The sequence below is a fragment of the Microcoleus sp. N3A4 genome (assembly GCF_036701805.1).
GTDB lineage: Bacteria > Cyanobacteriota > Cyanobacteriia > Cyanobacteriales > Microcoleaceae > Microcoleus.
Genome location: NZ_JAUBRJ010000092.1, coordinates 1 through 26,182 on the forward strand (window position 1 = coordinate 1; position 26,182 = coordinate 26,182).

Consider the following 26,182-nt stretch of genomic DNA (forward strand, 5'->3'; position numbering starts at 1 on the left):
GAAGTCAAGCTGATTGACTTCAGCATCGCTTCGGTGCTGCCGCGCGAAACCCAAGAAATTCAAAATCCCAACGTCCTTGAAGGCACTTTACCCTACATATCTCCCGAACAAACTGGGCGAATGAACCGAGGCATTGATTACCGTACAGATTTCTACTCGCTAGGAGTCACATTCTACGAATTACTAACAGGAAAGTTACCATTTAAAACAGACGATCCAATGGATTTGGTACACTGTCACCTCGCCAAACAACCACTCTCCGCCTCAAGAGTTAACAATAGCGTTCCATTGGTGCTGTCTCTTATTGTCAGCAAACTGATGGCGAAGAATGCTGAAGACCGCTATCAAAGCGCCTTGGGACTCAAGTACGATTTGGAAACTTGTTTGTACCAGTGGCAAGAGACAGGGGCACTGACTAACTTTAAAATAGGGCAGCGAGATTTGTGCGATCGCTTCATCATCCCCGAAAAATTATACGGTAGAGCAAGCGAAGTATTCTCCCTGCTCGAAGCCTTCGAGCGCGTGAGTAGCGGAAGCACCGAAATGATGCTCGTTGCCGGTTTCTCCGGCATTGGCAAAACCGCTGTTGTCAACGAAGTTCACAAACCAATTGTGAGACAGCGAGGCTACTTTATTAAAGGCAAATTCGACCAATTCCAACGCAACTTACCCTTTAGTGCATTTGTCCAAGCTTTTCGCGATTTAATGGGACAATTGCTATCGGAAACAGATGCGAAAATTGAACAATGGAAATCAGCAATTTTGACAGCTTTAGGCGATAGCGCTCAAGCGATAGTTGAAGTAATTCCCGAACTAGAACGTATTATCGGACAGCAAGCGCCAGTCCCAGAACTTTCTGGCAGTGCCGGTCAAAATCGCTTCAATTTGTTGTTGGAAAAATTCATTCAAGTCTTCACAACAAAAGAACATCCTTTAGTGATTTTCTTGGACGATTTGCAATGGGCAGACTCAGCATCGTTAAAATTAATTCAACTGCTGATGAGTGCTACAGAACACCGCTATCTATTATTAATAGGAGCTTATCGGGATAACGAAGTATTTCCAGCGCATCCATTGATGCTGACGTTAGCAGAAATTCAAAAAACTGAAGCAAAGGTGAATACTATTACCTTAGCTCCGCTCGATCGAGCCGACGTAAATAGTTTAGTTGCCGATACTCTAGCTTGTTCTACAGCGTTGGCTCTGCCTTTAACAGAACTCGTTTATCAGAAAACTCTAGGCAATCCATTTTTCAGCACACAATTCCTCAAATCTTTGCATGAAGATGGGCTAATTGAATTTAATTTTGAAGCTCGGTATTGGCAGTGCGATATTGCCCGAGTGCGAACCTTGGCACTAACGGATGATGTAGTAGAATTCATGGCACTTCAGTTGCGAAAGTTGCCAACCAGGACACAGTTCGTTTTAAAGTTAGCTGCTTGTATTGGCAATCAGTTCGATTTGGCGACGTTAGCAATTGTTGATGAAAATTCGCTAGTAGAAACCGCATCTGCTTTATGGAAGGCGCTGCAAGAAGGATTAATTTTACCTGTTAGCGAGGTTTACAAGTTTTATCAAGCAGAGGATAATAGCGAATCTGTAATCGGGAATGGTCAGGAATTTGACCAATTACTAATTAGCCATGAACAATTACCCAAATATAAGTTTTTACACGATCGCGTCCAACAAGCAGCCTATTCCCTGATTCCTGAAGACCAAAAACAGGCGACGCATTACCAAATCGGAAAACTACTGCTGCGACAGATTTCTGCACAGGCAAGAGAAGACCGGATTTTTGAAATCGTCAATCAATTAAATCACGGAACTGCTTTAATTACCCAACCAACAGAACGAGAAGAATTAGCCCAACTCAATTTAATTGCCTGTCGCAAAGCCAAAACCTCAACCGCCTATCAAGCAGCGCGTGAATATGCCACAGTGGGATTGTCTTTGTTGGAAAAAAATGCTTGGCAGCAGCAGTATGAAATGACCCTCGCCTTGCATGAATTAGCTGCGGAAGTAGCAATGCTATGCGGTGACTTTGAAGCGATGGAACAGTTCATTGATATTGTTATTCAACAGGCACACTCCTTATCTGAAAAAGTCAATGTTTACTGTATTAGAATTCAATCTCATATTTCCCAAAGTAAATTGACCTCAGCGATCGCGATCGCCCAACCAGTCTTACAACAGCTTGGTGTCACCTTTCCTGAAACACCCACACCATCAGATATTCAACAGGAAATCCAACAGATTGAGGAACTGATTGGAGATAGGGAAATCGCTGATTTGGTTCACTTGCCTGAAATGACCGATGCAGAAAAACTCGGTACTCTTAAAATTGTCAATATCATTATCCCAGCAGCTTATCTCTCTGGTTCTGCGCTGTACCCATTGCTGAATAGTTTGTCCGTTAAACTATCAATTCAGTACGGTAACACATCGACTTCTGCTTTAGGCTATGCAACCTATGGCAATCTTCTCTGCAATTTTTTACAAGCCATAGATACAGGATCGCAGTTTGGTTCCCTGGCACTCCAGATTATTTCAAAACTCGATGCCAAAGCAAGTAAAACAGATGTTTTGATGATCTTGGGAATATTTATTGTACACCGCAAATCTCACATTCAAGAAACACTACCCCTCTTGCAAGAGGGTTACACCAGTGCCCTAGAATTTGGAAACCTGGTACTTGCTGGATATAACGGGCACACTTTTTGTCTCAATTCTTTTTGGTGCAGTCAATCCCTGGCTACCTTAGAACAGGATATTTGCGCTTACTGCCATAGTTTGACGCAATTAAATCAATTGACAACCGCAAATTATTGCCGGATTTATTGGCAACCTGTTTTAAATTTGCTAGGTCTTGCAGAACATACCACCCTTTTGTCTGGGAAAGCCCTTGAAGAAACAGAATTTCTCCAGCAGCTAGAGTCTGCCAAAGATGGATATGGATTGTATATTTTCCATTTGTATAAACTGATGCTTTGTTTCTTGTTTGGAGAAATTGAGCCAGCAAAAAATCATGCTATTGAGGTCAGGCGCTATTTTATGGCTGGTGCGGGATTAGTCAGCGAACCAGTATTTTATCTTTATGATTCTCTGCTAACTCTGGCACAATTAAATCCACAGTTAGATGAAGCATCAGAAGCATTGCAGAGTGTAATAGAAAACCAAACCAAGTTACAGCAATGGGCGGATTATGCACCCATGAATTATCAACATAAGGTTGCTTTGGTAGAGGCGGAAAAATGTCGAGTGTTCGGACAAAAAGCCAAAGCAATTGAGTTTTACGACCAGGCAATTTCTGGAGCCAAAGCCAACGAATATATCCAACAAGAAGCACTTGCTAACGAACTGGCAGCAAAGTTCTACCTAGATTGGGGCAAAGAGCGCATAGCTGGGGAATACACGATCGCAGCCTACTATGCCTACGCTCGTTGGGGTGCAAAAGCCAAAGTCGCTGACTTAGAAGCTCGCTATCCTCAACTACTTAGACCTATATTAGAGCAAACCCTTTCTCCTCTCTCCGCTCACGAAACTCTCTTGACATTGGGTAGTGTCACCTCCACCAGTTCCGCCACATCCAGTAGTAGTGTTTCTGTGGCTTTAGATTTAGCTGCTATTCTCAAAGCTTCCCAAGCAATATCCAGTGAAATAGACCTCAAAAAACTACTGACATCGTTGCTTTCGATCGCCATCGAAAATGCAGGAGCCGATAAGTGCGTGTTAATGCTCTTGCAAGACGATCGACTGTTAATTAAAGGGTCGATTACTCTGGGGACAGAGCCAGTCGTGTTGCAACACCTTCCCATTGAAAACAGTCAGGATCTTCCCTTAAAACTAATCTACAAAGTCAAGCATAACCAGCAGACTACTGTGCTAATTGATTTGAGTGCCGAGCCGACTTTAGCTAACGATCCATATATCATTAATCAGCAACCCAAGAGTATTTTGTGTAACCCGATTTTGCATCAAGGTAAGTTAATAGGCATTTTATATCTAGAAAATAATTTAACAACGGGAGTATTCACGCGCGATCGCGTCGCCCTCCTCAACATCCTCTGCTCCCAAGCTGCCATCTCTCTGGAAAACGCCCGCTTGTATCAGCAATCTCAACAGCTTTATCAACAATCTCAGGAATATGCCCAAAAACTAGAGCTTTATCTTCACGATCTCAAACAGATGCAGTTGCAATTGGTGCAGGGTGAGAAGATGTCTGCACTCGGAAATTTAGTCGCAGGGGTAGCCCACGAAATTAACAATCCCGTAGGTTTTATCGCCGGCAATTTGCAACCGGCTCAAGACTACGTGGGGGATTTATTCCACTTGATTGACTTGTATCAAGACAAATTTCCCAATCCGGGAGTGGAAATTGAAGCAGAAATTGAGGAGATGGACTTGGAGTATTTGCGAGAAGATTTGCCGAAATTGATTGGCTCAATGAATGAGGGAGTCGATCGCATCCGCAATATCAGTACGAGTTTGAGAACGTTTTCGAGGGCAGATAGCGATCGACCAGTTTCTTTCAATATTCACGACGGACTCGAAAGCACTCTGCTGATTCTCAAGCACCGTTTAAAAGCGAGCGAGTTTCGCCCTGCTATTGAAGTTGTGAAAGAGTATGGTAACTTGCCTCTAGTAAAATGCTTTCCCGGACAGTTGAACCAGGTATTTATGAACGTACTGGCCAATGCCATTGACGCTTTGGAGGAGTCAAATAAAGGGCGGAGTTTTAATGAAATTAAAGCCCTACCCAATCAAATCACGGTTCAAACTGCTCTGAGCGAATCCAACAATCAGGTTTTAATTCGGATTAAGGATAATGGAGTGGGGATGTCGAACGAAATCAAGGAAAACATCTTTAACCACTTATTCACAACCAAGTCTGTGGGTCAAGGAACCGGATTAGGATTGTCGATCGCCAACCAAATTGTTGTGGAAAAACATGGAGGTACGTTACTCGTGAATTCCTGCCTCGGGCAGGGTTCGGAGTTTGTGATTTCTATTCCGGGGTGAGCATTTCGTGCTAGGCTTTAGCGCAATTAGCGCCGTTTAGTAAGAAGAAACATACGGATATTCCGGGTTTCTAAATACCCATGCGTTTAGGAATGAAATTGTGAGTTGTAAGCTGTGAAATGTAATTTGTCTTGTTGGTGTTCAATATTGTCAGTCTCGATTTTACCCGTACTGGCGATCGCCCCGTCTTTGCTCTGGAATCAACCCGGAAGAGCACAAGACGGGGAGGGGGCTGGGTTGATTCATGCTTCGAGAGCCCGCCAGGGAATGAATTCCCTGGCTGATAGCGAAAGTCGGTTAAAACTCACATCTTGCACCATTCTTAAGAACAGGCAAGATGCCTGTTCCACAATAAAAGTCATCTCTCGCTTCACAGGCATCTTGCCTGTTCCTAAACAAGTTATTGAGAATGGTGCAATATCTCAGTTAAAACCGACTGAAATATTGACCTATAGTCCTCTTGAGAGGACTTCAGCTATGAGACAGGGGTTTCAACCCCTGTCGGACTATAAGTTTTTGACTCAATCCCTACCGCCAGCTTCCAGAATCAAACAAGGCCGCCAAGTTTCTCTAAACGGCCGCATTCTGTCCCTAGCTTGGACTCAGCAGCCGGCAAACAGCACTGCTGCGAATTTCCGAACTTGGATTGCCGACGTTGGATTGATGCAAAGTGCGGGAGTGGATTTGCTCAACAGCGCCGACAGTGCCAAACAATCGGTGCAGTGGTTTTCGGTATCTTTAACCGGCGCTCAAAGCTTAGCAGCGCGGGCAACAGGCCCGTATCGTTACTTAGATGTTACCGATTTTGCTAGACTTGCGGGCTGGCAGATATCTGCCGATGGGAATATTCTAAAAATTACCTCTCAAACTGCAATTGTTACCGGAATTCGGCAAGCAGAAAAAGAATGGGGCGATCGCATTGTTGTAGATATCGATCGCCCCGCCCCGTGGCAAGTTAACTTTGTCGATACACCGAGCCCGTCTCCGACACCCACACCCAGAGATACCCCGGACGACCCCACAAAGCCCGCTCTCCCGCTGCCAATCATCCCCGCAGCGCCAAACCTCGAAACACCAGACGACCCGACCAAACCCGCTCTCCCGCTGCAAATAACGCCCGCAAAGCCGATCGCCGGCCAAGAATGGTCGATCGCGATCGATGCCAAAGTCGATCGCAATGCGGTCGATCGCACTTTTGCAACCAGCAAACAATTGCTATCACTAAAAGTCGAACCTGCTGGCGCTCAAACCAAAGTCAAAGTGACGATTCCTTTAGGTTGGCGGCCGCAAGTTTTCAGCCTCGGAAATCCGAATCGATTAGTTATCGACATTCGGCCCGATTCGTTAGTAGAAAAAAATATTCTTTGGGCACAGGGAGTCAGATGGCGGCAGCAGTATCAAAATTTAGGAACTGCTCGTTTTCCCGTAGTTTGGTTAGAAGTTAATCCGCGTCAATCCGGTGTAAAACTTCGACCAATTCTCAGCAATCCGCCGACAGATAAAGGCACTGCAGCTCTATTGCAAACAGCCGAACTTTCGGGAACGGCGGCTGCAATTAATGGAGGATTTTTCAATCGGATAAATCGATTAGCTTTAGGGGCAATTCGGCGGGACAATAAATGGCTTTCCGGGCCGATATTGAACCGCGGGGCGATCGCCTGGAACGATCGGGGCGAATTTGTCATCAATCGTTTGACTTTGCAAGAAACTTTGATTACTCCAACAAATCAGCGTTTGCCTGTTTCTCATCTCAATAGTGCCTACGTGCAATCGGGAATCGGCCGTTACAATCCCGATTGGGGAACAACTTATACTCCGTTTTCTGAAAATGAGATAGTTGTCACAGTTGCGGGCGATAGAGTTGTCAGCCAATCCCCCGGAGGTGCGGCGGGAACAACAATTTTTCCAATTCCTGCTAACGGTTATATTTTGGCTTTGCGTTCCGATTTTTCCCCGGTACCTCAACTTTCGACCGGCACTTTATTGCGTTTGGAAACTAACACAATTCCTGCGGATTTCAACCGTTTTCCTTACATTCTCGGCGGCGGGCCGGTGTTAGTTCAAAACAGTCGAGTTGTGCTGGATGCGAAGGCGGAAGGGTTTAGCGATGCCTATGTTCGGCAGACAGCAATTCGGAGTGCGATCGGGCGAACTGCTGCGGGGAATTTGCTGATTGTAGCGGTGCACAATCGCGCGGGCGGGGCGGGGCCAAATTTCGCAGAACTGGCGCAGATATTGCAGCAAATGGGTGCTGTGGAGGCTTTAAATTTGGATGGGGGAAGTTCGACGAGTTTGTATTTGGGAGGTAGTTTGCTCGATCGACCTCCGTCTACTGCTGCGAGAGTTCACAATGCGATCGGCATTTTCATTCAACCATAAAATCTCACCTTAAATTGTCGGCAAATTGTCAGCAAATTGTCAGCGGTTGGGAACCGCCGGAGATTCGGCACAAAATTCCCCCGTCTCATATAGCAATCCTAAATGATTTGCTTGCATTATACGCGAGCTTTCTGGCTCGCACTGCAAGGATTCTGGTCTCGATCGAGAGAGGCGGCTGATGCGAGGATTGCTATAGTTACCCTGGTCTCCGACGATCGACTTCGATCCACTCGATCGGTGTCTGTGGCATTTGGGGGGTGCGGAATGTGGGTTTAAAACATCCTCTAAGGACGGACTACTTCACTGCCAACCTGCTAATGGTTATTTTACACAACTAATATTAAATATTTTTAAAGTGTTTTTTAAATAATAAAACTTACCTTTTATCGGTTTTTACCTATGTTTATCTGCGGTTTTACTCTCTAAAATTACAGTTTTTTTTTACAGTATAAAGTCTAATAATAAGTAGATGGGCATCAATAAACGCAACTTACTGGCGCGAGAAATGTTCCGTTTCACCCACCTACTTATGTTTGCCTATTTGTCGAAATTGGGGGAATTATCCGGTTGGTCTTCCGGGTATTCTACTGGTCGATACTCCACGTAGTCTGACGGCGGTGCTTCCACCACGTCGCGGTTGCTGGGGCGAGACCTGGATGATTCCGTAGGACGGGGTTTTTTGGTTCTCGGCGCAGTATCGGAACTGCGGTTTTCCGACGACGAAGCAGGGGGGCGACTGCTGCGGCTGCGGGTCGGTCTTTCTTCGGGGTTGTCTGAAACGTCCCAGTTGTCAGACTCTTGGGCAGGCGAGGCTTCTGGGCGAGAGGGACGTTTGCGCGATGCTCGTCGATCGGGCGAGTCGGGCTTGGATGTGTTAACGCTGCCGTTGCGATTCGAGGGACGGCGGCGGGGTTCTTCGTCCTCGGCTTCCCGGGAGGAACGGTAGTCTTGGCTGCCTCTGATCCGGCGACGCTGCGGATAGTCTTCCTCTGGTTCTAGCTGCTCGATTTCGGAATCGTAGCCGTCGTAAGCGTAGGCGTTGCTGACCGGTCGCTCTTCATCTACGTATTGGGCGCGACTTTTGGCTTGGGCGGTGGTTGCTCCCCGTAGCTTAATGCTTTCTGCTGCAAAAAATATGGCGGAACCGGTGAGCAGAAATTGACCGAATGCCAGAATTGGGTCAAGCCGCCATCCTTGAAATAACAGAATACCGCCGCACAGCAGGCCGACTGCTGCAAAAAAAATATCGTGGTCTCGGGCTAGTTTGGGACGCCACGATCGCAGAAAGTACAGTCCTGCCCCTGCTACTGCTAGGATTATCCCTAACAGGCTGCTCCAGTTCAATCCTAAATTGACCATTAGCCTATCTCCTATGTCTTTCCTATGTTAGCGAGTTAGATTTTACATCTATCATTAAGTCTGTTATCCCGACTGTGCTTTCTGGGGCAGTGTCCGGTCAGGGTTTCAGCGAAAGCAAGTGAATATAATAATGAGTTTAACGGGAAAAAACCTCAGCGAAAGCAGTCAACCGAAGGTTTTGCCTTCACAGTTGCTGGCTGCCGAGGTTTCGGAAGCGGGGAAATGCCCGACGTGTAGCCGAAAATTGACTTTCACGCCGGACTGAGAAACCCGCTGATTTTTTAGGTGCGCTTGATTTTGTCTTTTTGGCTGATGAAGATCAGGGCGACCGTTGCTGGAATCACTACCACAGCCACGCCCACAAGCAGGCTGTACAAAAAGTTCGCGAGAGAAGGAGTCATAGATTCAAAGCCTTTGTTACAACAATTTGATTTTTATTAATTTTATACTTTCGATCGCACCTGTGAAACGGTTAAAATTATGAATAGCAGACTTAACAAAACTTAAGATTTCGAGATAAGACCCATGACTGGTATTACCGTTGCAAGTTGGATTCTGGGCTCTGTCCTAGTGCTGATGACTTTGCTATTTATTTTTCGGATCGTTCTGACTTGGTATCCCGAGGTGAATCTAAGCAAGTTGCCGTTGAGTTTGATTGCTTGGCCGACGGAACCTTTTTTAGCCGTAACTAGAAAGATTGTACCGCCGATCGGCGGGGTGGACATTACTCCGATTATTTGGGTGGGTATCTGTAGTTTGCTGCGAGAAATGATTCTCGGCCAGCAAGGACTGCTGACGATGATGATGTAAGAGTCAGCGGGCATGGGGCATGGGGCATGGGGCATGGGGCATGGGGCATGGGGCATGGGGCATGGGTTAGTTGCCAACTGCCAACTGCCAACTGCCAACTGCCAACTGCCAACTGCCAACTGCCAACTGACAACTGACAACTAACAACTGACAACTAACAACTAACAACTAACAACTAACTGTTCTGATTCATAAATTGTTCGACGAAATTGGTGTAAACCTCGCCGTTGAGAAACTCGGGGGAATCGAGGATTTTTTGGTGGAAGCCCAGAGTTGTGGGGACGCCGGTGATGGCGCATTCCCGCAGGGCGCGTTTCATGCGCCGGATCGCTGAAGGTCGATCGCGCCCCCAGACTATCAATTTACCGATTAAAGAATCGTAGTAAGCGGGTATTTCGTAATCGGTATAAACGTGAGAGTCCATCCGCACGCCGGGGCCGCCGGGAGGCAAAAAGCCGGTGATTCTGCCCGGATGGGGCCGGAAGTTGCGATCGGGATCTTCAGCATTGATGCGGCACTCGATGGCGTGGCCGTTGAGAATTACTTGGTTTTGCTTGATTTGCAGTTTTTCGCCTTGGGCGATCCGAATTTGTTCGGCTATCAAGTCGAGACCTGTAATCATCTCGGTGACGGGATGTTCTACTTGGATGCGGGTGTTCATTTCCATGAAGTAGAACTTGCCCGATTTGTCAAGCAAAAATTCGACAGTGCCGGCACCCGTGTAGTTGATGGATTTGGCGGCGGCGACGGCGGCGTGACCCATCTGATCTCGGAGTTTCTGGGTGAGGGCTGGGCTGGGGGCTTCTTCCAGGAGTTTCTGATGTCGGCGCTGAATCGAACAATCTCTCTCGCCGAGGTGGATGACGTTACCGTAGTTGTCGGCGAGGATTTGGATTTCGATGTGGCGGGGTTTTTCGATGAATTTTTCCAGGTAGACTCCGGGATTGCCGAAGGCTGCATCGGCTTCGCCTTGGGCTGCGGAGAATAGTTTGGGGAGTTCGCAGGCTTCTCTCACTAGCCTCATGCCGCGGCCACCACCGCCGGCTGTGGCTTTGATCATCACAGGATAGCCGATATCGCGGGCTACTGCCAAAGCTTCGCGATCGTCCGCCAGCAATCCGTCGCTACCGGGAACTGTGGGGACTTTCACCCGCTGCATAGTTTCTTTGGCGGTGGATTTGTCGCCCATAGCCCGCATCGCGGCTGGGGAAGGGCCGATGAAGGTAATTTGATGGTCGGCGCAGATTTCCGCAAATCGGGCATTTTCCGAAAGGAAGCCGTAGCCCGGGTGAATGGCTGCGGCGTTGCGCGTCAAGGCTGCCGCGATGATGTTGGGGATGTTTAAATAGCTTTTGCTGCTGGTGGGGGGGCCGATGCAAACGGCTTCGTCTGCCAACTGGACGTGCAGGGCGTGTTTATCTACGGTGGAGTGAACGGCGACCGTGGCAATCCCCATTTCCTCGCAGGTGCGGAGGATGCGGAGAGCTATTTCTCCCCGATTAGCGATTAAAATTTTCGAGAACCCCATCTTCGCTGCTTAATTCACTCAATATTCTGTACAATAATGCCTTTCGGTATGTTGTGGATAATGGTTTTCCAGAAATTGTTCACAAAAATTTATTTTACATTTGGCTGGTAGTGGTGCTATGATTGTAAATCGGCGGTGCAAAAGGGCAAGTCACAAGTTAAATGTCAGGAACCTCAACCTGTGAATCTTTAACTCGTAACGCAAAAATCCCGGAGATTGCCAGAAAGAGCGGATGTGGCGGAATTGGTATACGCGCACGCTTGAGGTGCGTGTGGCATTATGTCCTTGCGAGTTCGAGTCTCGCCATCCGCATTGAATTTATAAAACAACTGTTGACAGTTTTTGGCTGTTGGCAGTTGTTTTGTATTAAGTGGTTTTTCTAGAAAGTCGATCGAGTACCGTAGGATGCGGATTCATCAGATATCTTTAAGTGCGATCGAACTTCTGACAGATCCGCACGATACAAAATACTGTTTAACTGTCGATCGACTATTGTGTTTGAATTAAAAAGATAGATACTTATCGTTTGTCAAGTAGAATGGGCTTAGTTAGGTTCCGAATCCGAGAGTTTGCTGACGAAAAAGGATGGACGTTAAAGGATGTTGCCGATCGATCCGAGGTTCCGTACAGCACAGTCAGGCACTATGCTCGATCGGAAGGACTAGCAACGGTTGATATCACATCAATTCAAAAAATAGCTCGCACCCTCGATGTTCTGATTGAAGAGTTAATGGAAGTTGTCAAAGAGTAATAATGAGAATGGTGTTGGATAGTGCCACAGTATTTTGGGGAGGCTAATCAGAAAGAAATCCGTCAATATGCAGAAATTATCGCCATGACGGATGATGTGTATAAAATTGCTAATTATCTAGAGATTTCTGAACAAATTATCCGCCAAGTAAAAGAACACATATTTATCAAGGAACACGAGCTTGACATTCCCAATGATGAGACAAATACTATTAGTCATGTCCGAGGTAATTTTACACCCGATGGTGAGATTGCTGATTTATGGATAAGTGCAAAAAATGGTGAGCTACAACCGAGAGAACTTATCAAGTTTAAGCGGTTGATAGCCCACGAGTACATAGAGCAAGCACTAATGGCCGATGGACTTCCTTATCGATCGCCTAAAGCTTGGATAGAGCATCCCATGTATGGTTTTGGCAACTGGCCAACCCCGGAGAATTTCGGAGCACACGATATAGCTCCTCATACCAGCAAGCCCAATCCATTTTCCCACTGGGTTAACATAATAGGTAAGTCAGCGGAAGGACTGATGCTTGCGGACAATCTCTCGAATCTTGATGAGTTGCTTGAAGCTATTAGAGAAAGAATATGACTGCGAAAACAATTACCGATACTGCACTAGAGCGAATTTTAGCAATTAAATGGGAGCCAGACGATAGTCGCGTTAACTCTCACATTGCCCTTTTGCGAGAATACTTGAGACGTGCCGCACTGTGGGCCAAGGCTTTAGATTGTACGGATGAATGGCCGTTTTTTGATGTGGCTGCTCATATTGATTCTCTAGATGCCGATGAAACTAAGGTTAAAGTGCTTAAGACTCATTTCACAGAGACACCGTTTTATGTGGCGGGTATTATTGAGAAAACCTGCGAGTGGTTCCTTCATTGGGATAGCGCGAAAAATTCACCAAAAGTCAGTGAATTTACTCTACCTGAACCCTACGAACCGCTAATCCTAATGTATGAACGCGGTGGCATATTCTCTATGGAGCATGGATTTTTTGATTTTGCTGTTGGGGGTTTTCCTAGAGGTAAATGGCAGAAATACGACCAAATCATGCCTTTGTTGAAACTAGATGCGAGAACTTTAGATCGACTAGATATTGATTCGGGCGATGGGTTGAATGCAATTAACCCGAAAGCAGAGAGAGATTACACATCAACAGAGGGAGGTTGATTTTCGGAACTAGGTAAACTTGTCTGCGCGGATGATGATTGTAACAGTTTATTCTTGAGATGGCGCTTAGTGAAAAACCAAGCCAACCATCCCAAGCCCCAACCCAACAAGAAACTAACTGTAATCACAATAATGAAGGGATGTGGCGCAAGCAGCGGATGTTGGGGAGAGGGAAAATCCCAAGGTTCTTTAATGGAGTCGTAGCTGCTGGCTAAGATTCCGGCGACGCCAACTCCTACACCGATGCCGGTACCGACTGCTTGAATCGTATTTTCTAATTCCCGATCGCGATCTTTGTCTTTTTTCTCATTATCCTGTAAAGTTTGTTGCAGTTGGCGATCGGACTCAGCTTGGTCGATTTCCACCAAACCGCGAATACTGGCAATAGCTTGATCCAGTAATTGAGAACCCGGTTTAGAATAATTTAAATCAGCTTGAATTTGCAATCGAAAAGTTTCGCTTTCTCGTTCCGCAAACCGACTGAATAAATCCAAATTGTCCTTGACTTGGCCTTGCAAGCGCTTCAGTTTGAGTTGGTAATTTCTGGCATGAATATTCAGAGTATTGAAACTATTTTCAAGATTACGCAATTTCAAAGTATATTTCGGAACAGTTTTCAATAGTTCTTTGAGTTGAGTTTTTAATGAGTTCAAATCCAACGAATCTGGCAATTTTGACTTGCTTTCAATTTCTTGTAGGATTAATTTATCCAGTTCATCTGCACTTTTTCGACTATTTTGGAAAACATTCGTGATTTTATGATAGTATAAGAATAGTTCTGGCAAATCCCAGTATATTTCCTTAAGTTGTTCCGAAGTAGTCTCAGCAAAATAGAACAAAACAAGATAGCGAGTTTGCGATGTTTTCGGTCGGCTAAATTCTAAAATGCAACCATCTAAAAAAGAATCGGATTGATAAAAATCAGGACAAACACCAACGAATAATTGCTTGAGCAAATTTTCGGCATTAGTTCTTAATTCTTCGGGGTTAGGTGGTTTGGATTCAGACAAATAAGCTGCGATTAGGAAAGTTTGTCCGATAAAATGCGGGTCGTTTTTGAGAGTCAAGCATTGATTCGGGTTGAATTCGGCAACTTCATTTAATTTTACGCCATCAAAACCTTCAGCTTGCGGACGAAAAATATTGATTAACAAAGCGTAGGTATCGCTGAGTTTCTGCGGATACACCAACAGACGATATAAAGGTTTAGGCTGAATCGGATTTTGGTTTGTGTCTTTACTTGACAGCAGCAAAAATTGTCGCGTACCTTTTTTGCGGTTATCCAGTAATTCGTAGTTGTCTGAGTTAGGCAAATCTTGCCGAACTTGTGGAAATGAATCGGGAAACTTCAGCTTTGAACTAAAATTATCTTTTAAGATTTTCTCATACTTGTACTGAAAATTTTGGGGAGATTCGTTGATTAGTTCTTGGGAATCTAAATATGAACCAGATTGCAGGGTGAATGCAAACAAGCTAACATTTAAGGCGTAATAAATCGGATCGGATTCGTTGGACATTGCGGTTAATCTTGTTCGGGATTATTGGGTGAATCCTGGTTGGGCGGTTGCTGATTTTCCTGAATTATTTTTTGGATTCTGTCCCGATTCCGAATAATCTCCGCCTCACCATCTAGGTATGGAAGGGGAATATCTATGTCATCTTCGCCAACCATATCGCAGCGAACTTTCTGCCAATCTTTAGCCTTGAATTCCCGATAGATTTCTGGATATTTTTCGCACCAATCTAGAATTGCTAAAGCGATTTTATTCGGTTGCCTAATTGCATTTAAGTCTAAATTGAGTTGATTTAGGTCTTGCCAAATCGCAGCATTAAATAGGTTGCTTGTTTCCTTGACTTGTTCCAATTCCAGTAAGGTGAGGAAGTCGAGAATGGTTGTTGAAGCATGAGAAAGGTCGTTCATTTTCCTAAGTTATTTGTGTGTTGAACTTTAACTTTAACTGGTTTAAAGCCTGTACTCATTCCTGACAGCTTAATGCAAAACCTTGAGTCTTGCGCGTTTGTCTCGAAGTCTAGATCCCCCCTAGCCCCCCTTAATAAGCAGGGTGGATTAATTGTCATCCTAGAAATAGGTACGTAGTTGGGCTTTAGCCCTCTTTATATATACGTCTAAAGAGGGCTAAAGCCCAACTACGTACCTTTATTAATTAATATAACAGTTGCGTCCCAGACGCGAGCTTTGAGCGGTGCTTTCTGTCGTTTCAGTTTTCTTCTCCTCACAATAAAACCACCCTGCCTAGCCCCCCTTAATAAGGGGGGGACAAGAGAGTCATCAAAGTCTCCCTTATTAAGGGGGATTTAGGGGGATCTAGACTTTGCCTAAAACCGACATTTCTTCAGTCTCGCGTTGCGCGGACTTGGTTTGACAAGTAGCGGTTTCAACTGCCGAATTATCAACTGGATAACGCGATAACTTATATACCGATCGCACAAAATGCAGCCCAATATTGAGGATCGGCAAAAGGTTGATTTTCAAAACTCCGACGCAACAAAATGTCAATACTATCGACTCGATTTTCTTCTATTTTCACCTCATTTTTCAACCATGCCAAAAAGTCTTTTCGCGCGATCGTTCTCAACCAAATTTGAGCGGCTTGCAAAGCTTGAGAAACTGACAAATCCAGATCGTTCAGATTTTGATAAAAACGAATCATCAGAAAAGCCGTAGAAAAATCGCTGACAGACCATAAACTACTGACCACATTACTAGCACCCGCATACAGAAAACCGCTAGCTAAACCGATATATTCATCGGTGACAACTCTAGTCACCAATCCAGTTTCGCAGGCCGAGAGACTGACCAAGCGACATAAAGGTAAATCCAGACTAGCAAAAATTTCCTTGAGTGTCAGGCATTGAATATCAGTCCGAAAACGGCGACCATCACGCAGAATAACATAACTGCGATTCTCTTCCTCTTTCTCTCCCGTTACCAAGGGGGGCTGGGGGGGTTCTTCCTCTTCCTCTTTCTCTCCCGTTACCGAGGGAGGCTGAGGGGGTTCCAATATTCCAGCGAAAACCAAACCCGAATTCAGCGGATTCTCGGAGTTGAAACTGCCGTGACAAGAGAAATGGGCGTAATAGGAATCACTTAATTTTTTGAAAGTAGCTGGGGAGTTAAAGGCGATTTTAGTAGCTTGCTGGCGCTTCAAAATGTGGGCATTGGGATTGAAGCGGCGGGAAATCTCTTCAACTTCAATTTCGGTGTAGCGCAGGTCTTCCGTGGGATTCTGGATAGCGAACAGGGGCAAAATATCGTTGAGGGGCGGGCGTTTTCGTTGATGCAAACGTTCCAGAAATTGGCTGCTGGGGCTGTATTGGATGCCGTTCGTATAAAGGTCAAGCCAGTAGCCGGTTTTGGTTTCGCCGTTTGGCAAGTTGCGGGTTGCTGGTAGGGCGTGAAGCGGTAGCAGGTGTAAGTCGCGGTGGGGAATCAGGATTAGTTTTTTGATGGTTGGGGGTAAAGCGGCCAGGGTTTGGTTGAGTTGCAGGGAGGCGGCTAGGGTGACTAGACGGTGGCTGAGGGCTTCGCCCCAGGTGGGTTTGCCGTAGTCGCTGAGGTAGGTGGCGATGTCGCGGTTGAGTTGTTGATGCTGTTCGGGGGTGAAGGCTAGGTGTTGGATGTGGAGATCCCCCCCTAGCCCCCCCCTTAATAAGGGGGGGACTGGAACTTCCCCGCTAACAAGGGGGGGATCTGCTTCACTCAAAGTCCCCCTTCTTAAGGGGGATTTAGGGGGATCTCCGGTGCGATTGGTGACGATGAAGACGTGGAAGCCGGAGTCTGGGTTTGGGGGGAGATACCACTCGATGAGGGCGGTTTGGCTGTCGAGGAATTGGGTGAAGTCCGGTAGTTGGGGGATGACTCGCTGCGTGAGATTGAAATCGGGGTCGTTGATTTCTCTCAGCAGTTGAGTGACTTGCTGTTGCAGGGTTTTTAGTTCGGCTTCGAGGTGGGAAGCGCTGGTTTGGGACGGTTCGGGTGTGGAAATACTGCGTTTTTCTGGCAGAGTGTCGGTGTCGGTGGCTGTGTCGGTTTCGGGTGGGGGTTGGTTGGTGTCGAGTTGTTGTTGGAGGGAGGCAATTTGGCGGCGGAGTTGGCTGAGTTGTTGTTTTTGGGCGGGGGTACTGTTTTTGGGGTAGAGGTTGGCGTTGTCGAGGAGTTCGATGAGGGTGCGAGATTTGCTGCGTTCGACGGTGAGGAGGGCGGTTTCGTAGCGTTCGAGGTGGATGCAGGCCAGTACCATTTTCTCGTACATGGGCAAAGCATTTTCGAGGATTTGGCGCTTGCTGCGTTGGGAAGTTTCCCACTGGCGGCTTTGTTCGACGGCGGTGATGGCATCATCGTAAAAATTTATTGCTAAGTCCCATTGCTGTTTATCAAAAACTGCATCACCTTGTTTTTGATAAATTTGAGCTGTAGCCTGAAAATATTCAATTGCCTTGCTGATATTTTTGACCTTATCTCCAAAATCTCGTGTTGTGTAATATTGAGCCAGAGATTCTTGGGTTTTTGCTCTTTGATCGAGAAATGAGTCACTAGAATATACTTTCAGTGCTGATTCTGAATAGGCTATAGCTTGTTCAATATTATTTTCTTTGACACCTATAATTCTTTGATAATAAGCAAGTGATAAATTAGTTTGAACTGCTGCCCAGTATTCAGGAAATGATTTAAAGGTATAAACTGTCAAAGCATTATTATAAGAATTAATAGCCTGTTCTATATTTTTGGCTTTTTCGCCTGCAATACGCTGAAAATAAGCTGATGCTAGTTGGTTATGTGTTTCTGCCCAATCTACGGGATAAGATTCACGAGTTTTAACTTTGAGAACCTCTTGATAAGCTCGAAAAGCTTTTTCTATATTTTCTGATTGATCTCCCCTAATCGAGTTTTGATAAAACTTTGCTATCTGCAATTGAGTATTTGCCCATTTTTCGGGAAAAGCTTCAGGGATATAGACTTCTAAAGCTTCTTGGTAGCAAACCATAGCCCGTTCCAGATTTTCCGCCCTCTCACCCCTGATTCTTTTAGAGTAAGCTTCTCCCAGATTATTTTGCGTCATCGCCCACTCTTCAGGAAAGGCATCGCCAGTGTAGATGGTTAATGCAGCATAATATGATGTGATCGCCAGTTCGATATTCTCTGCTTTCTCTCCCCTGATTCTGTCACTGTAGGCATTTGCCAGATTATTTTGCGTCTGAGCCCAATCTTGGGGAAAGGCTTCGCGGGTGCGGATGGTTAATGCAGCAGTGTATGATGCGATCGCCAGTTCGATATTCTGTGCTTTCTCTCCCCTGATTCTGTTACTGTAGGCTGCTGCCAGATTATTTTGCGTCGTTGCCCAATTTTCGGGAAAGGCATCGGGGGTGAGGATGGTTAATGCAGCAGTGTATGATGCGATCGCCAGTTCGATATTCTGTGCTCTCTCTCCCCTGATTCTGTCACTGTAGGCATTTGCCAGATTATTTTGCGTCTGAGCCCAATCTTGGGGAAAGGCATCGGGGGTGAGGATGGTTAATGCAGCAGTGTATGATGCGATCGCCAGTTCGATATTCTCTGCTTTCTCTCCCCTGATTCTGTTACTGTAGGCTGTTGCCAGATTATTTTGGGTTTGAGCAAACTTTTCACTTCCCGGTTGCCGATTATTTAAAACTATTTGACAACCAGTAATCGCAATTTCCAGATTATTCGCTCTACTTCCCAGCGGAAAGTTTTTAATATGAATACTTAAACTTTCAATGATGGCGAGAATGAACGCAATTGCTTCGGGATGTTCGGCAATTAACTGCTGGGCCACTTGCTGTAAAGTTTCGGCAAAACGGTGATTGAGGAGATGTTGCCGTTCAGCCAACATGGGGTAAATTACTTTAATATCGCTATTGCTATCTGCTTCTGCTTGCAATAATTCTAGGATAAAGTTTGCATACTCTTGGGAATCTTCACTTTCAGAGTTATCGCTATCTCCGTCATCGTTCGCATCCAAGAATTGCCCTACTTGACTGGCCAGATTTCGTAGGAAACTAGCTGCATTTTCCTCTCCTTGCTGTGTGAAGTTTTCTGCTACTAACTCGCAAGCTTGCAGAAATCCGCGATCCAGCAATTCTGAGTTATCTTGTAATATCTGCGGTTCGTCTCCGTTGGGGCAAGTCAGGAGTGTGTGAATTAGTTGCAGGTAGGCTTGGGCGCGGGTTTCGTCCATTGTGGGGAGTTGTCAATAACACCGATGTTTATTTTATCATGATTGGTGGTTTGGCGGTTGACGCTCCCCCGTATCAATTTCTACCCCATCCCGAACAAGTAATCGAAATTACCGTCTCCCACAGAGTTTTTAAGCGTATTGATAATTTTCCTTGTATTATCGTGAGGCCCTTCAATATAACAAGGTTTTCCATTGCGACCGAATTTCAAGCCAATTTCGCTGGTTGATTCTCCTAAATGAGCCTTCGACTGCTCGAAATCGCGATGCGGTTCAAAGCCTAATGTTTTGGCATAAGCGATCGCGCCCCAAACCAGGGCTTGTGCTTGCTCTAAACTAATCTCCTCGTATTCTTGCATAAACTGCGAGTAACAAAGCTGAACGAAATTTTTATATTGGCTATCGTTGCAGTTACGCGGCGGGATGGTATCCTTGACTCCCAAACACCAGTAGTCGATCAAATAAGAGGCTGCAACAAAACGATTGTATCCCTTGGAACGGGTAACCACCACTAAACCCAAACCGCTCGCTTCAGAGGTTTCATTCCCCAACAATACCTTCGCAAAATTTACATCCACGAGACATTGAGCAACGGGCAATAACTCTCCTTTTTCGGCGCTAGCGAGGGCTGTTTGTTCTGCATGAGATTGAAGAAAGGTACTGACTTCGGATGCTTTCAATCCTAACTTTCGGGCAATTTGTTTGGGCGTTAATTGGCGATCGCGCAGGTTGAGAATTTCTTGTTCTTGTTCGGGCTGCATAGTTTTTCTATTGCCGTCAGGGCTGGGTTCGAGCTGAGTCGATCATTGTACCGCGTTTTTGCGACCAACTTCGTAACATTGCAAAGATTGAGGAAAAAACCCGGTTTCTTTGATGGTGCGAGTGGCGAGAAACCTCGGTTAGCCCGATAGTCCGCCAGGGGTTGAAACCCCTGTCTTATAGCAAAAGTCCTCTTAAAGAGGACTAAAGAGTTTTTCATTTTTATCTCGGATTTTCAGTCGGTTTCAACCGACTTTCGCTATTAGCCAGGGGTTTCAACCCCTGGCGGTTGTGGCAACACCGCTAGAGTGCAAGCAACATAGGAAAAAACCCGGTTTCTTCTAATTTTTGGCTAATTTCGGCGGCCGCCCCATTAAACCGGTCATCAAGCGCAAGGCTAAAAACCTCACTGGGGGAATAGTCCGCAAACACCACAATCCAAAGCGGCGAAATGCTACAATTGGCAGCCAAGTATTAGAAAATAATCTGTCTAGAAAATCGGTAAATCCTAACACGATTAAATTCTCTTTTTTGCGCCAGTTGTGATACCGTTTCAATACTCGCAAATCGCCAATATCTTCGCCTTTTTGGTGCGCTTGCTGCAAGATTTGGCCGATCGCCCCAGCGTCTCGAATGCCCATATTCAATCCCTGGCCACCCACGGGATGGCAGCAGTGAGCCGCGTCGCCAATTAGCGCTAATCTGGGTAAAACGTAGCGATCGCTCTGCATTAACTGCACGGGAAATAAAAACCGATCGCTCTCCAATTCCAAACGCCCCAAAAGCCCGCCCGTGCGCTGTTCCAACAAAGTCAAAAACTCTGTTTCATCCATTTGTTGCAAAGCTTTTGCTTCCGCGTGGGGTGCTGTCCAAACTACTTGACAGCGGTTCCCAGGTAATGGTAAGACTCCCATCGGGCCGCTCGGCCAAAAGCGCTCAAAAGCGATATCGTTGTGCGGTTTTTCTGCTTTAATCGTGATAGCAACGCAGGATTGCCAGTATTTCCAGCCGCGAGTGCTGATGTTGGCTTGGGTGCGGATGCGCGATCGAGAACCGTCAGCGGCGACTAATAATTTGGTGCGAATTGTGCGAGTTTCGCCGTGTTGTTTGACTTCTATTTCGGCGCAATTAGTTAAATATTTTACTTTTATTACTTCCGCCGGACAAACCCAACTAAAATTAGGGTTTTTTGCCAAACATTCGTGCAAAGCTGACAGCATGACTCGGTGCTCGCCAACGTAACCTAAAGCTGCTTTTGGTACGGGCAATTTGCCAGTATTTCCCAAGTCTGGGCGGTGGAATTCGACGACGCCGGGATAGTCGCCGTCGCAGAGGCTAATTTGCTCGAAGGTGGTGATTTGCGGCAAGATTTGTTGCCATACGCCTATGCCTTCTAAAATCATTCCTGATAGTAAGGTAATTGCATAAGCTTGTTTTTTGGCTGCTGCGACTGCGGGGAGTTGGGTTTCAATTATGGCTATTTTTAAGCCGGAATCTTTTAAGGCGCTGGCTAAGGTTGCCCCGACTATGCCGCCTCCGACGATGGCTATGTCAAAGTCGAGTGTCTGTGTTTCGGTGGAGGCTGTTGTGGGAGAAAGTTCGTTTACAGGCATTTTCAAGGGATTTTGTCAAAGTTAATTGGAATGTTACTTTTTTATTGTAAAGAATTATTTCGATTTAGGGCAGTTTTGAGCCAGAGATTATGTCATATCAATTCCGGCTGGGCCGGAATGATATAGAGGAAACGGCAGTGCCGTTTCCCTACGATTAATCTGGCGTAGGGAAACGGCAGTGCCGTTTCCTGATTTCGGGTAATATTAATTCCGATGCCACCGATCGCAACTAACAATTAACTACCAACTGCTGCTAATTGATTATTTCCTGTGACTAGAGGCGATACTTCCTGGCAAAGGGGAATTTCTATGACAAACTCTGCACCTTCCCCGGGCGCGGAAACACACTGCAAATTGCCTCGGTGTTTTTCAACTATAATCTGATAGCTGATTGACAGTCCCAAGCCTGTGCCTTTGCCGACGGGTTTAGTAGTGAAAAATGGGTCGAACAACTTGTGAATAACTTCTTGATTGATTCCCATCCCGTTGTCGGCAATCCGAATTGTTACTGTGTCTGAATTCGCACTCGTGCTAATCCGAATTGTCTTGGGGCGAAAAGAGATTTCGATTTCGTTTGAAGAATGATGGCTGTTGTACTCTTCGATGGCGTCGATCGCATTTCCTAAAATATTCATAAATACTTGATTGAGCTGACCTACATAGCACTCGACTTTTGGGAAAGTGCCGTATTCTTTGATAATTTCAATAGCCGGACGAACTACATTAGCTTTGATCCGGTGCTGCAAAATTAGCAAAGTGCTTTCGATTCCTTCGTGAATGTCTACTAGCTTCATCTGCGATTCGTCGAGTCTGGAAAAGTTGCGTAAGGAGACAACTAAGTCGCGGATGCGATCGGCTCCTACTTTCATTGATTCCAAAATCTTTGTAAAGTCTTCCATTAAGTAATCAACTTCAATATCTTCGGCTGCTTCTACAATTTCTGGGACGGGATTGGGGTATTTTTCCTGGTAAAGGTGGAGCAAACTGAGCAAGTCTGCGGCGTATTGGCTGGCGTGGGTGATGTTGCCGTAGATGAAGTTAATCGGATTGTTAATTTCGTGGGCGACGCCGGCGACTAGCTGCCCGAGAGAAGAGATTTTTTCGGTTTGGATTAGTTGAGTTTGAGCTTGGTGCAACTCGCGGACAGCTTTTTCGAGCTCGGCTGCTTGCGATCGATACAGTCCCTCGGACTCCTTGAGTGCTTCCAAAACTTGGACTCGATCGCTAATGTCGGTGTGAGTTCCCACCCATTCGCGAATGCTGCCGTCTTCTGCTAAAACTGGAACTCCGCGCACCCAGAAGTGTCTGTAGCAGCCGTCTGCAGCCCGCAAGCGGTGCTCGACTTCGTAGAGACTTTTGGTTTCTGCTGCGCGCTTCCAAGCTTGGGCCGTGATCGGGCGATCGTCTGGGTGAATTGCCGAAGTCCAGTTGTCTGTAGCTTCCTCCCAACTTTGACCTGTATATGCCATCCAGTCGATCGGTGCGATTGGCTTTCCCTGGCCGTCTGTCGTCCATACCAGTTGCGCGGTGGCCATTGCCAGCGATCGGTATCTTTCCTCGCTCAGACGCACAAATTCTTCGGCTTGCCGACTGGCTGTCACGTCGCGCAAAATAGCTGTGAATATTATTTCGCCTGCCACTTCGAGTTTGGAAATAGAAGCTTCGGCGGGAAATTGCGTACCGTCTCGGCGGCGGGCGAAAATTTCTTTGCGGTTGCCCATTTTTCGGGCTTGTTTAACGCCGGCGCCGAAATTGCTGACGAGGTGGCTGTGAGGGGCGACAAAAGCTTCGGGCAACAGCAGGCTCAGGGATTGCCCGATCGCCTCAGCAGCCGTCCACCCGAAAATCCTTTCTGCACCTTGGTTGAACAGGATAATTTTTTGGTCAGCATCCACGGAAATAATCGCGTCGTCGGCAATTTCTACAATGCCGGCGAAACGAGCTTGAGACAGTTGCAGCGCTTTTTCAGCTTGGAAGCGATCGCTGATGTCGCGGGCGATCGTCGAAATGTATGCGAGTTTGCCGCCCGGTGCGGAGTGGGAGATGAGAACTTGGCTGACGGGAATTTCGAGTCCCGATCCTGACACGAAGGCTGTTTCTCCACTCCAAAAGCCCTCGGAAACAGCGGTGGCGATCGCGCCTTTCAAAGTGCTGCGGGCTGAGGCTGTCGTGAATTCTGCAATTTGTCGCTTGGATATATCTTCGTTTTCGTTTATACCCACCATTTTTCTGCCTGCTTTGTTGATGTAAACGGCGCGTCCTTCGAGGTCGCAGATACCTACAAAATCCGGTGTTGCTTCCAGAATTGCTGCCAGACTTCTGTTGGCGATTTCGGCTTGTTTGCTCTCAGTAATATCGCGCGCGACGCTAACTATACCGCTGATATTTCCTAGTCCATCCCGGTAAGCGCTTTTTGTAGAAAGAAATGTCCTCAAATTGCCTTTAACTGGCAGCTCTTCTTCGATCGCTTGCGTTTTTCCCGCTGCCATAATTGGGCGATCGGTTTTCCTAATATTGCCCGCAATTTCCGGCGGAAATAACTCGCTGTCATCTCTGCCGATAATGTCGTCAGCAGACTTGCCAATTATACTGGCTCCGGCAGCGTTTAGCATCATGTAACGGCCCTGAATATCTTTGACAAATAGGGCTGTTGGCGTACTGTTGATGACTGTCAGCAACAGGTTGTAGTTTTTTTGCAGCGCCTGCTTAGTTGTTTGAGAGTCTAGAATTTGCTGCTGCAATTGCTCGTTGGCGATTTGCAGTTGGAGAGTCCGTTTCTCAACTTTATTTTCTAAGTCTGATTTAGATTTCCTCAGTTCCAGTTCCGCTCGATAGCGCTTCCGGTCGGCGGTGCAGAGAGTTTTTGCATTCTGCCAAATTAGAACTGTAAAAATAATCACGTTCAATACACTTAACAGCGATATTCCTACATCAGACCTGTAGGCTTGTAAGCGCTCTCCCGAGATGATGAAATAACCCACTAAAGGCGGGATAATAATTGCCTGCGGCAACAAGCGCCTTGCCATGATGCCGCCAGCGCGATCGCTCGCCATTACTGCTATGAATCCTCGCTCTGGATTGGTAAATAAAATGCCGAAGCTCAGCAACATAAATGCTGCGGACGTGTGCAAAGCCATTCCTGTATTATCGCCAATTCTGTAAAATAAAGCTTTGCCGTAGATGTAGCCTATTAAACCCAGAAATGCAATAAAAAATGCTGAACAGCTTAAGATTTGAACCCCTAGATATTTAGGACGGCGTTCTGACAGCAGCAGCAGGGCTGTTCCCAGTAATAAAAAAGCAGTAGCAGTATTTGGTGCCATCCGTCCTGGTGTTCCGGGGCTTGTCAAGGTGTAACTTTCTTTAAATAGCAGTTGGTCGATGCCTAAGTCTAAACTAAAGCTATATTGAACTAGGGTTAAGAAGGTAATTAATATAATAAAAAATGAGCAGCTAAAAATTAAAAAATTAGTGATTATTTGATGCTTTATTGCTGTTGATTCGGCGCGCCGTCGCTGTTGAATGAACAGAGAAAACCCACTCAAAATAAAGCAGACCGCAGTATTGACTTTCATGGTCACGAGTCCGGGCAGAATGCTCTTTAAGAGTGGCAGATCGAATATCCAACCCAAAATGACTGTACAGCCGATCGCGATTACTGCAACACTAGCTTTTTTGGAAAAAGACTGGACTGCCGCCATTGGGGTTAATCGCCTTTGCACTTGTTGTGCTCCTTCAAAAAGTTCCAATTTCTAGATCCCTCAAATTATTTGGGTTTCTACGTATTCAAGGTAACAATAAACACTGTAGGTATATTGTTTCCCGCTATACAAAGCTGCTTGAGATATTTTTCAAACTGCTAAGCATCAATAGTCCGGACAGTTTTCAATCACTAACGGCAGAATGCGGGTTTCAGCCTTCTCAGTGAGGTCAAATGCTAACGGTAGAATGAGGGTTTCAGCCTCGGTCTCAAAAACTGTCCGGAGTATTGAAGCATAAAATATGAATTATTTTATCTAACTTGAGAGAGATAGTCAACTGAAGGTTGAAGGCTCTTATTTACAAGGCATTCGGCAGAATCAATAATTGTTGTTGCTGGTTAGTTAAAACAAAAAATTCCTTGTTCTTTCAGCCTTGTCCCTTCGATCTGGGAAATTAGCGCCCGATTCACCGGCAAGGCTGAGTGTTTTTACTCAGTCCATCGAGGGATAATGGTAGCGGATGAATCGATCGGCAGCAATATCACTCGCATTGTCAAGCGGCTGCTGTGGCTGTGGGAAAAGCGATCGGCACAAAAGTTACGCTAAACAGTTCTTTAAAAGACTTGACAATATGCACTAAATTGCTTGTGATTGCGAGCTTGAAAACTATTGCTAGAATCCTCAATCTTATAGCAATTATTAAAAGTCCCCGATCCCGGTAAGGACACGGCAGTGCCGTGTCCCTACAGATGCTCGCGTCCAATCGTGTTGGGTTTTGTTTATCAACTAATTACTGATGACTAATGACTAATGACTAATGACTAATGACTAATGACTAATGACTAATGACTAATGACTAATGACTAATGACTA

At 45.9% G+C, this 26,182-nt stretch carries 16 protein-coding genes and 1 tRNA gene; 7 read left to right on the top strand and 10 right to left on the bottom strand.

Annotated features, from left to right (window positions below):
• Both QUA56_RS32700 and QUA56_RS32705 read left to right on the top strand, forming a co-directional pair.
• Window positions 1–5,019, top strand: a 5,019-nt coding sequence (locus QUA56_RS32700) for an AAA family ATPase (protein ID WP_333367007.1), incomplete at its 5' end; no start/stop codon positions are given.
• Window positions 5,020–5,166: 147 nt separating this feature from the next.
• On the top strand, window positions 5,167–7,398 hold the full coding sequence (locus tag QUA56_RS32705) for a phosphodiester glycosidase family protein (RefSeq protein ID WP_333367010.1): 2,232 nt from the start codon (window positions 5,167–5,169) through the stop codon (window positions 7,396–7,398).
• 537 nt (window positions 7,399–7,935) lie between these two features.
• Here the strand turns inward: QUA56_RS32705 and QUA56_RS32710 are convergent.
• On the bottom strand, window positions 7,936–8,757 hold the full coding sequence (locus QUA56_RS32710; RefSeq protein WP_333367013.1) for a Ycf66 family protein: 822 nt from the start codon (window positions 8,755–8,757) through the stop codon (window positions 7,936–7,938).
• Window positions 8,758–9,038: 281 nt separating this feature from the next.
• Window positions 9,039–9,158, bottom strand: coding sequence for a photosystem II reaction center X protein (psbX, locus tag QUA56_RS32715; protein WP_172191671.1), 120 nt, complete (start codon window positions 9,156–9,158; stop codon window positions 9,039–9,041).
• 124 nt (window positions 9,159–9,282) lie between these two features.
• Here psbX and QUA56_RS32720 point away from each other — a divergent pair, with 124 nt between their 5' ends.
• Complete coding sequence (locus tag QUA56_RS32720) at window positions 9,283–9,567, top strand: YggT family protein (RefSeq protein ID WP_015176974.1); 285 nt, start codon at window positions 9,283–9,285, stop codon at window positions 9,565–9,567.
• 175 nt (window positions 9,568–9,742) lie between these two features.
• Here QUA56_RS32720 and accC read toward each other — a convergent pair whose 3' ends face one another.
• Window positions 9,743–11,095: an acetyl-CoA carboxylase biotin carboxylase subunit gene (accC, locus tag QUA56_RS32725; RefSeq protein WP_333367017.1), complete on the bottom strand. Its 1,353-nt coding sequence runs from the start codon at window positions 11,093–11,095 to the stop codon at window positions 9,743–9,745.
• Between the two features lie 228 nt (window positions 11,096–11,323).
• Here accC and QUA56_RS32730 point away from each other — a divergent pair.
• The 4 genes from QUA56_RS32730 (at window position 11,324) to QUA56_RS32745 (ending at window position 13,021) form a co-directional block, all read left to right on the top strand.
• Window positions 11,324–11,407 (top strand) — tRNA-Leu (locus QUA56_RS32730).
• 226 nt (window positions 11,408–11,633) lie between these two features.
• Window positions 11,634–11,846, top strand: a complete 213-nt coding sequence (locus tag QUA56_RS32735; RefSeq protein ID WP_293348538.1) for a helix-turn-helix domain-containing protein — start codon at window positions 11,634–11,636, stop codon at window positions 11,844–11,846.
• Between the two features lie 21 nt (window positions 11,847–11,867).
• A complete protein-coding gene (locus QUA56_RS32740; RefSeq protein ID WP_333367020.1) occupies window positions 11,868–12,437 on the top strand; it encodes a hypothetical protein in 570 nt (189 codons plus the stop codon).
• Entirely contained in the window at window positions 12,434–13,021 is a 588-nt protein-coding gene (locus QUA56_RS32745; RefSeq protein ID WP_333367023.1) for a hypothetical protein, read from the top strand. Before QUA56_RS32740 ends, QUA56_RS32745 begins: the two co-directional genes overlap by 4 nt.
• Here the strand turns inward: QUA56_RS32745 and QUA56_RS32750 are convergent.
• The 7 genes from QUA56_RS32750 to QUA56_RS32780 all read right to left on the bottom strand — a co-directional run bounded on the left by QUA56_RS32750 (window position 12,997) and on the right by QUA56_RS32780 (window position 25,357).
• Window positions 12,997–14,538 carry a hypothetical protein gene (locus tag QUA56_RS32750; protein ID WP_333367026.1) on the bottom strand — a complete coding sequence of 514 codons (1,542 nt, stop codon included), beginning with the start codon at window positions 14,536–14,538 and terminating at the stop codon, window positions 12,997–12,999. The genes QUA56_RS32745 and QUA56_RS32750 overlap by 25 nt on opposite strands.
• 5 nt (window positions 14,539–14,543) lie before the next feature.
• Window positions 14,544–14,942, bottom strand: a complete 399-nt coding sequence (locus QUA56_RS32755; RefSeq protein WP_333367028.1) for a hypothetical protein — start codon at window positions 14,940–14,942, stop codon at window positions 14,544–14,546.
• A 511-nt stretch (window positions 14,943–15,453) separates the two neighbouring features.
• Window positions 15,454–19,239 carry a CHAT domain-containing protein gene (locus tag QUA56_RS32760; protein ID WP_333367031.1) on the bottom strand — a complete coding sequence of 1,262 codons (3,786 nt, stop codon included), beginning with the start codon at window positions 19,237–19,239 and terminating at the stop codon, window positions 15,454–15,456.
• An 80-nt stretch (window positions 19,240–19,319) separates the two neighbouring features.
• Window positions 19,320–19,997, bottom strand: a complete 678-nt coding sequence (locus QUA56_RS32765) for a DNA-binding response regulator (protein ID WP_333367034.1) — start codon at window positions 19,995–19,997, stop codon at window positions 19,320–19,322.
• A 339-nt stretch (window positions 19,998–20,336) separates the two neighbouring features.
• Window positions 20,337–21,608 carry an FAD-dependent hydroxylase gene (locus QUA56_RS32770; protein WP_333367042.1) on the bottom strand — a complete coding sequence of 424 codons (1,272 nt, stop codon included), beginning with the start codon at window positions 21,606–21,608 and terminating at the stop codon, window positions 20,337–20,339.
• 92 nt (window positions 21,609–21,700) lie between these two features.
• The gene (locus QUA56_RS32775) at window positions 21,701–21,844 is read right to left on the bottom strand and encodes a hypothetical protein (protein WP_333367037.1); all 144 of its coding nucleotides are present in this window, start codon (window positions 21,842–21,844) and stop codon (window positions 21,701–21,703) included.
• Window positions 21,845–25,357: a PAS domain S-box protein gene (locus tag QUA56_RS32780; RefSeq protein ID WP_333367039.1), complete on the bottom strand. Its 3,513-nt coding sequence runs from the start codon at window positions 25,355–25,357 to the stop codon at window positions 21,845–21,847.
• Window positions 25,358–26,182 lie beyond the last annotated feature (825 nt).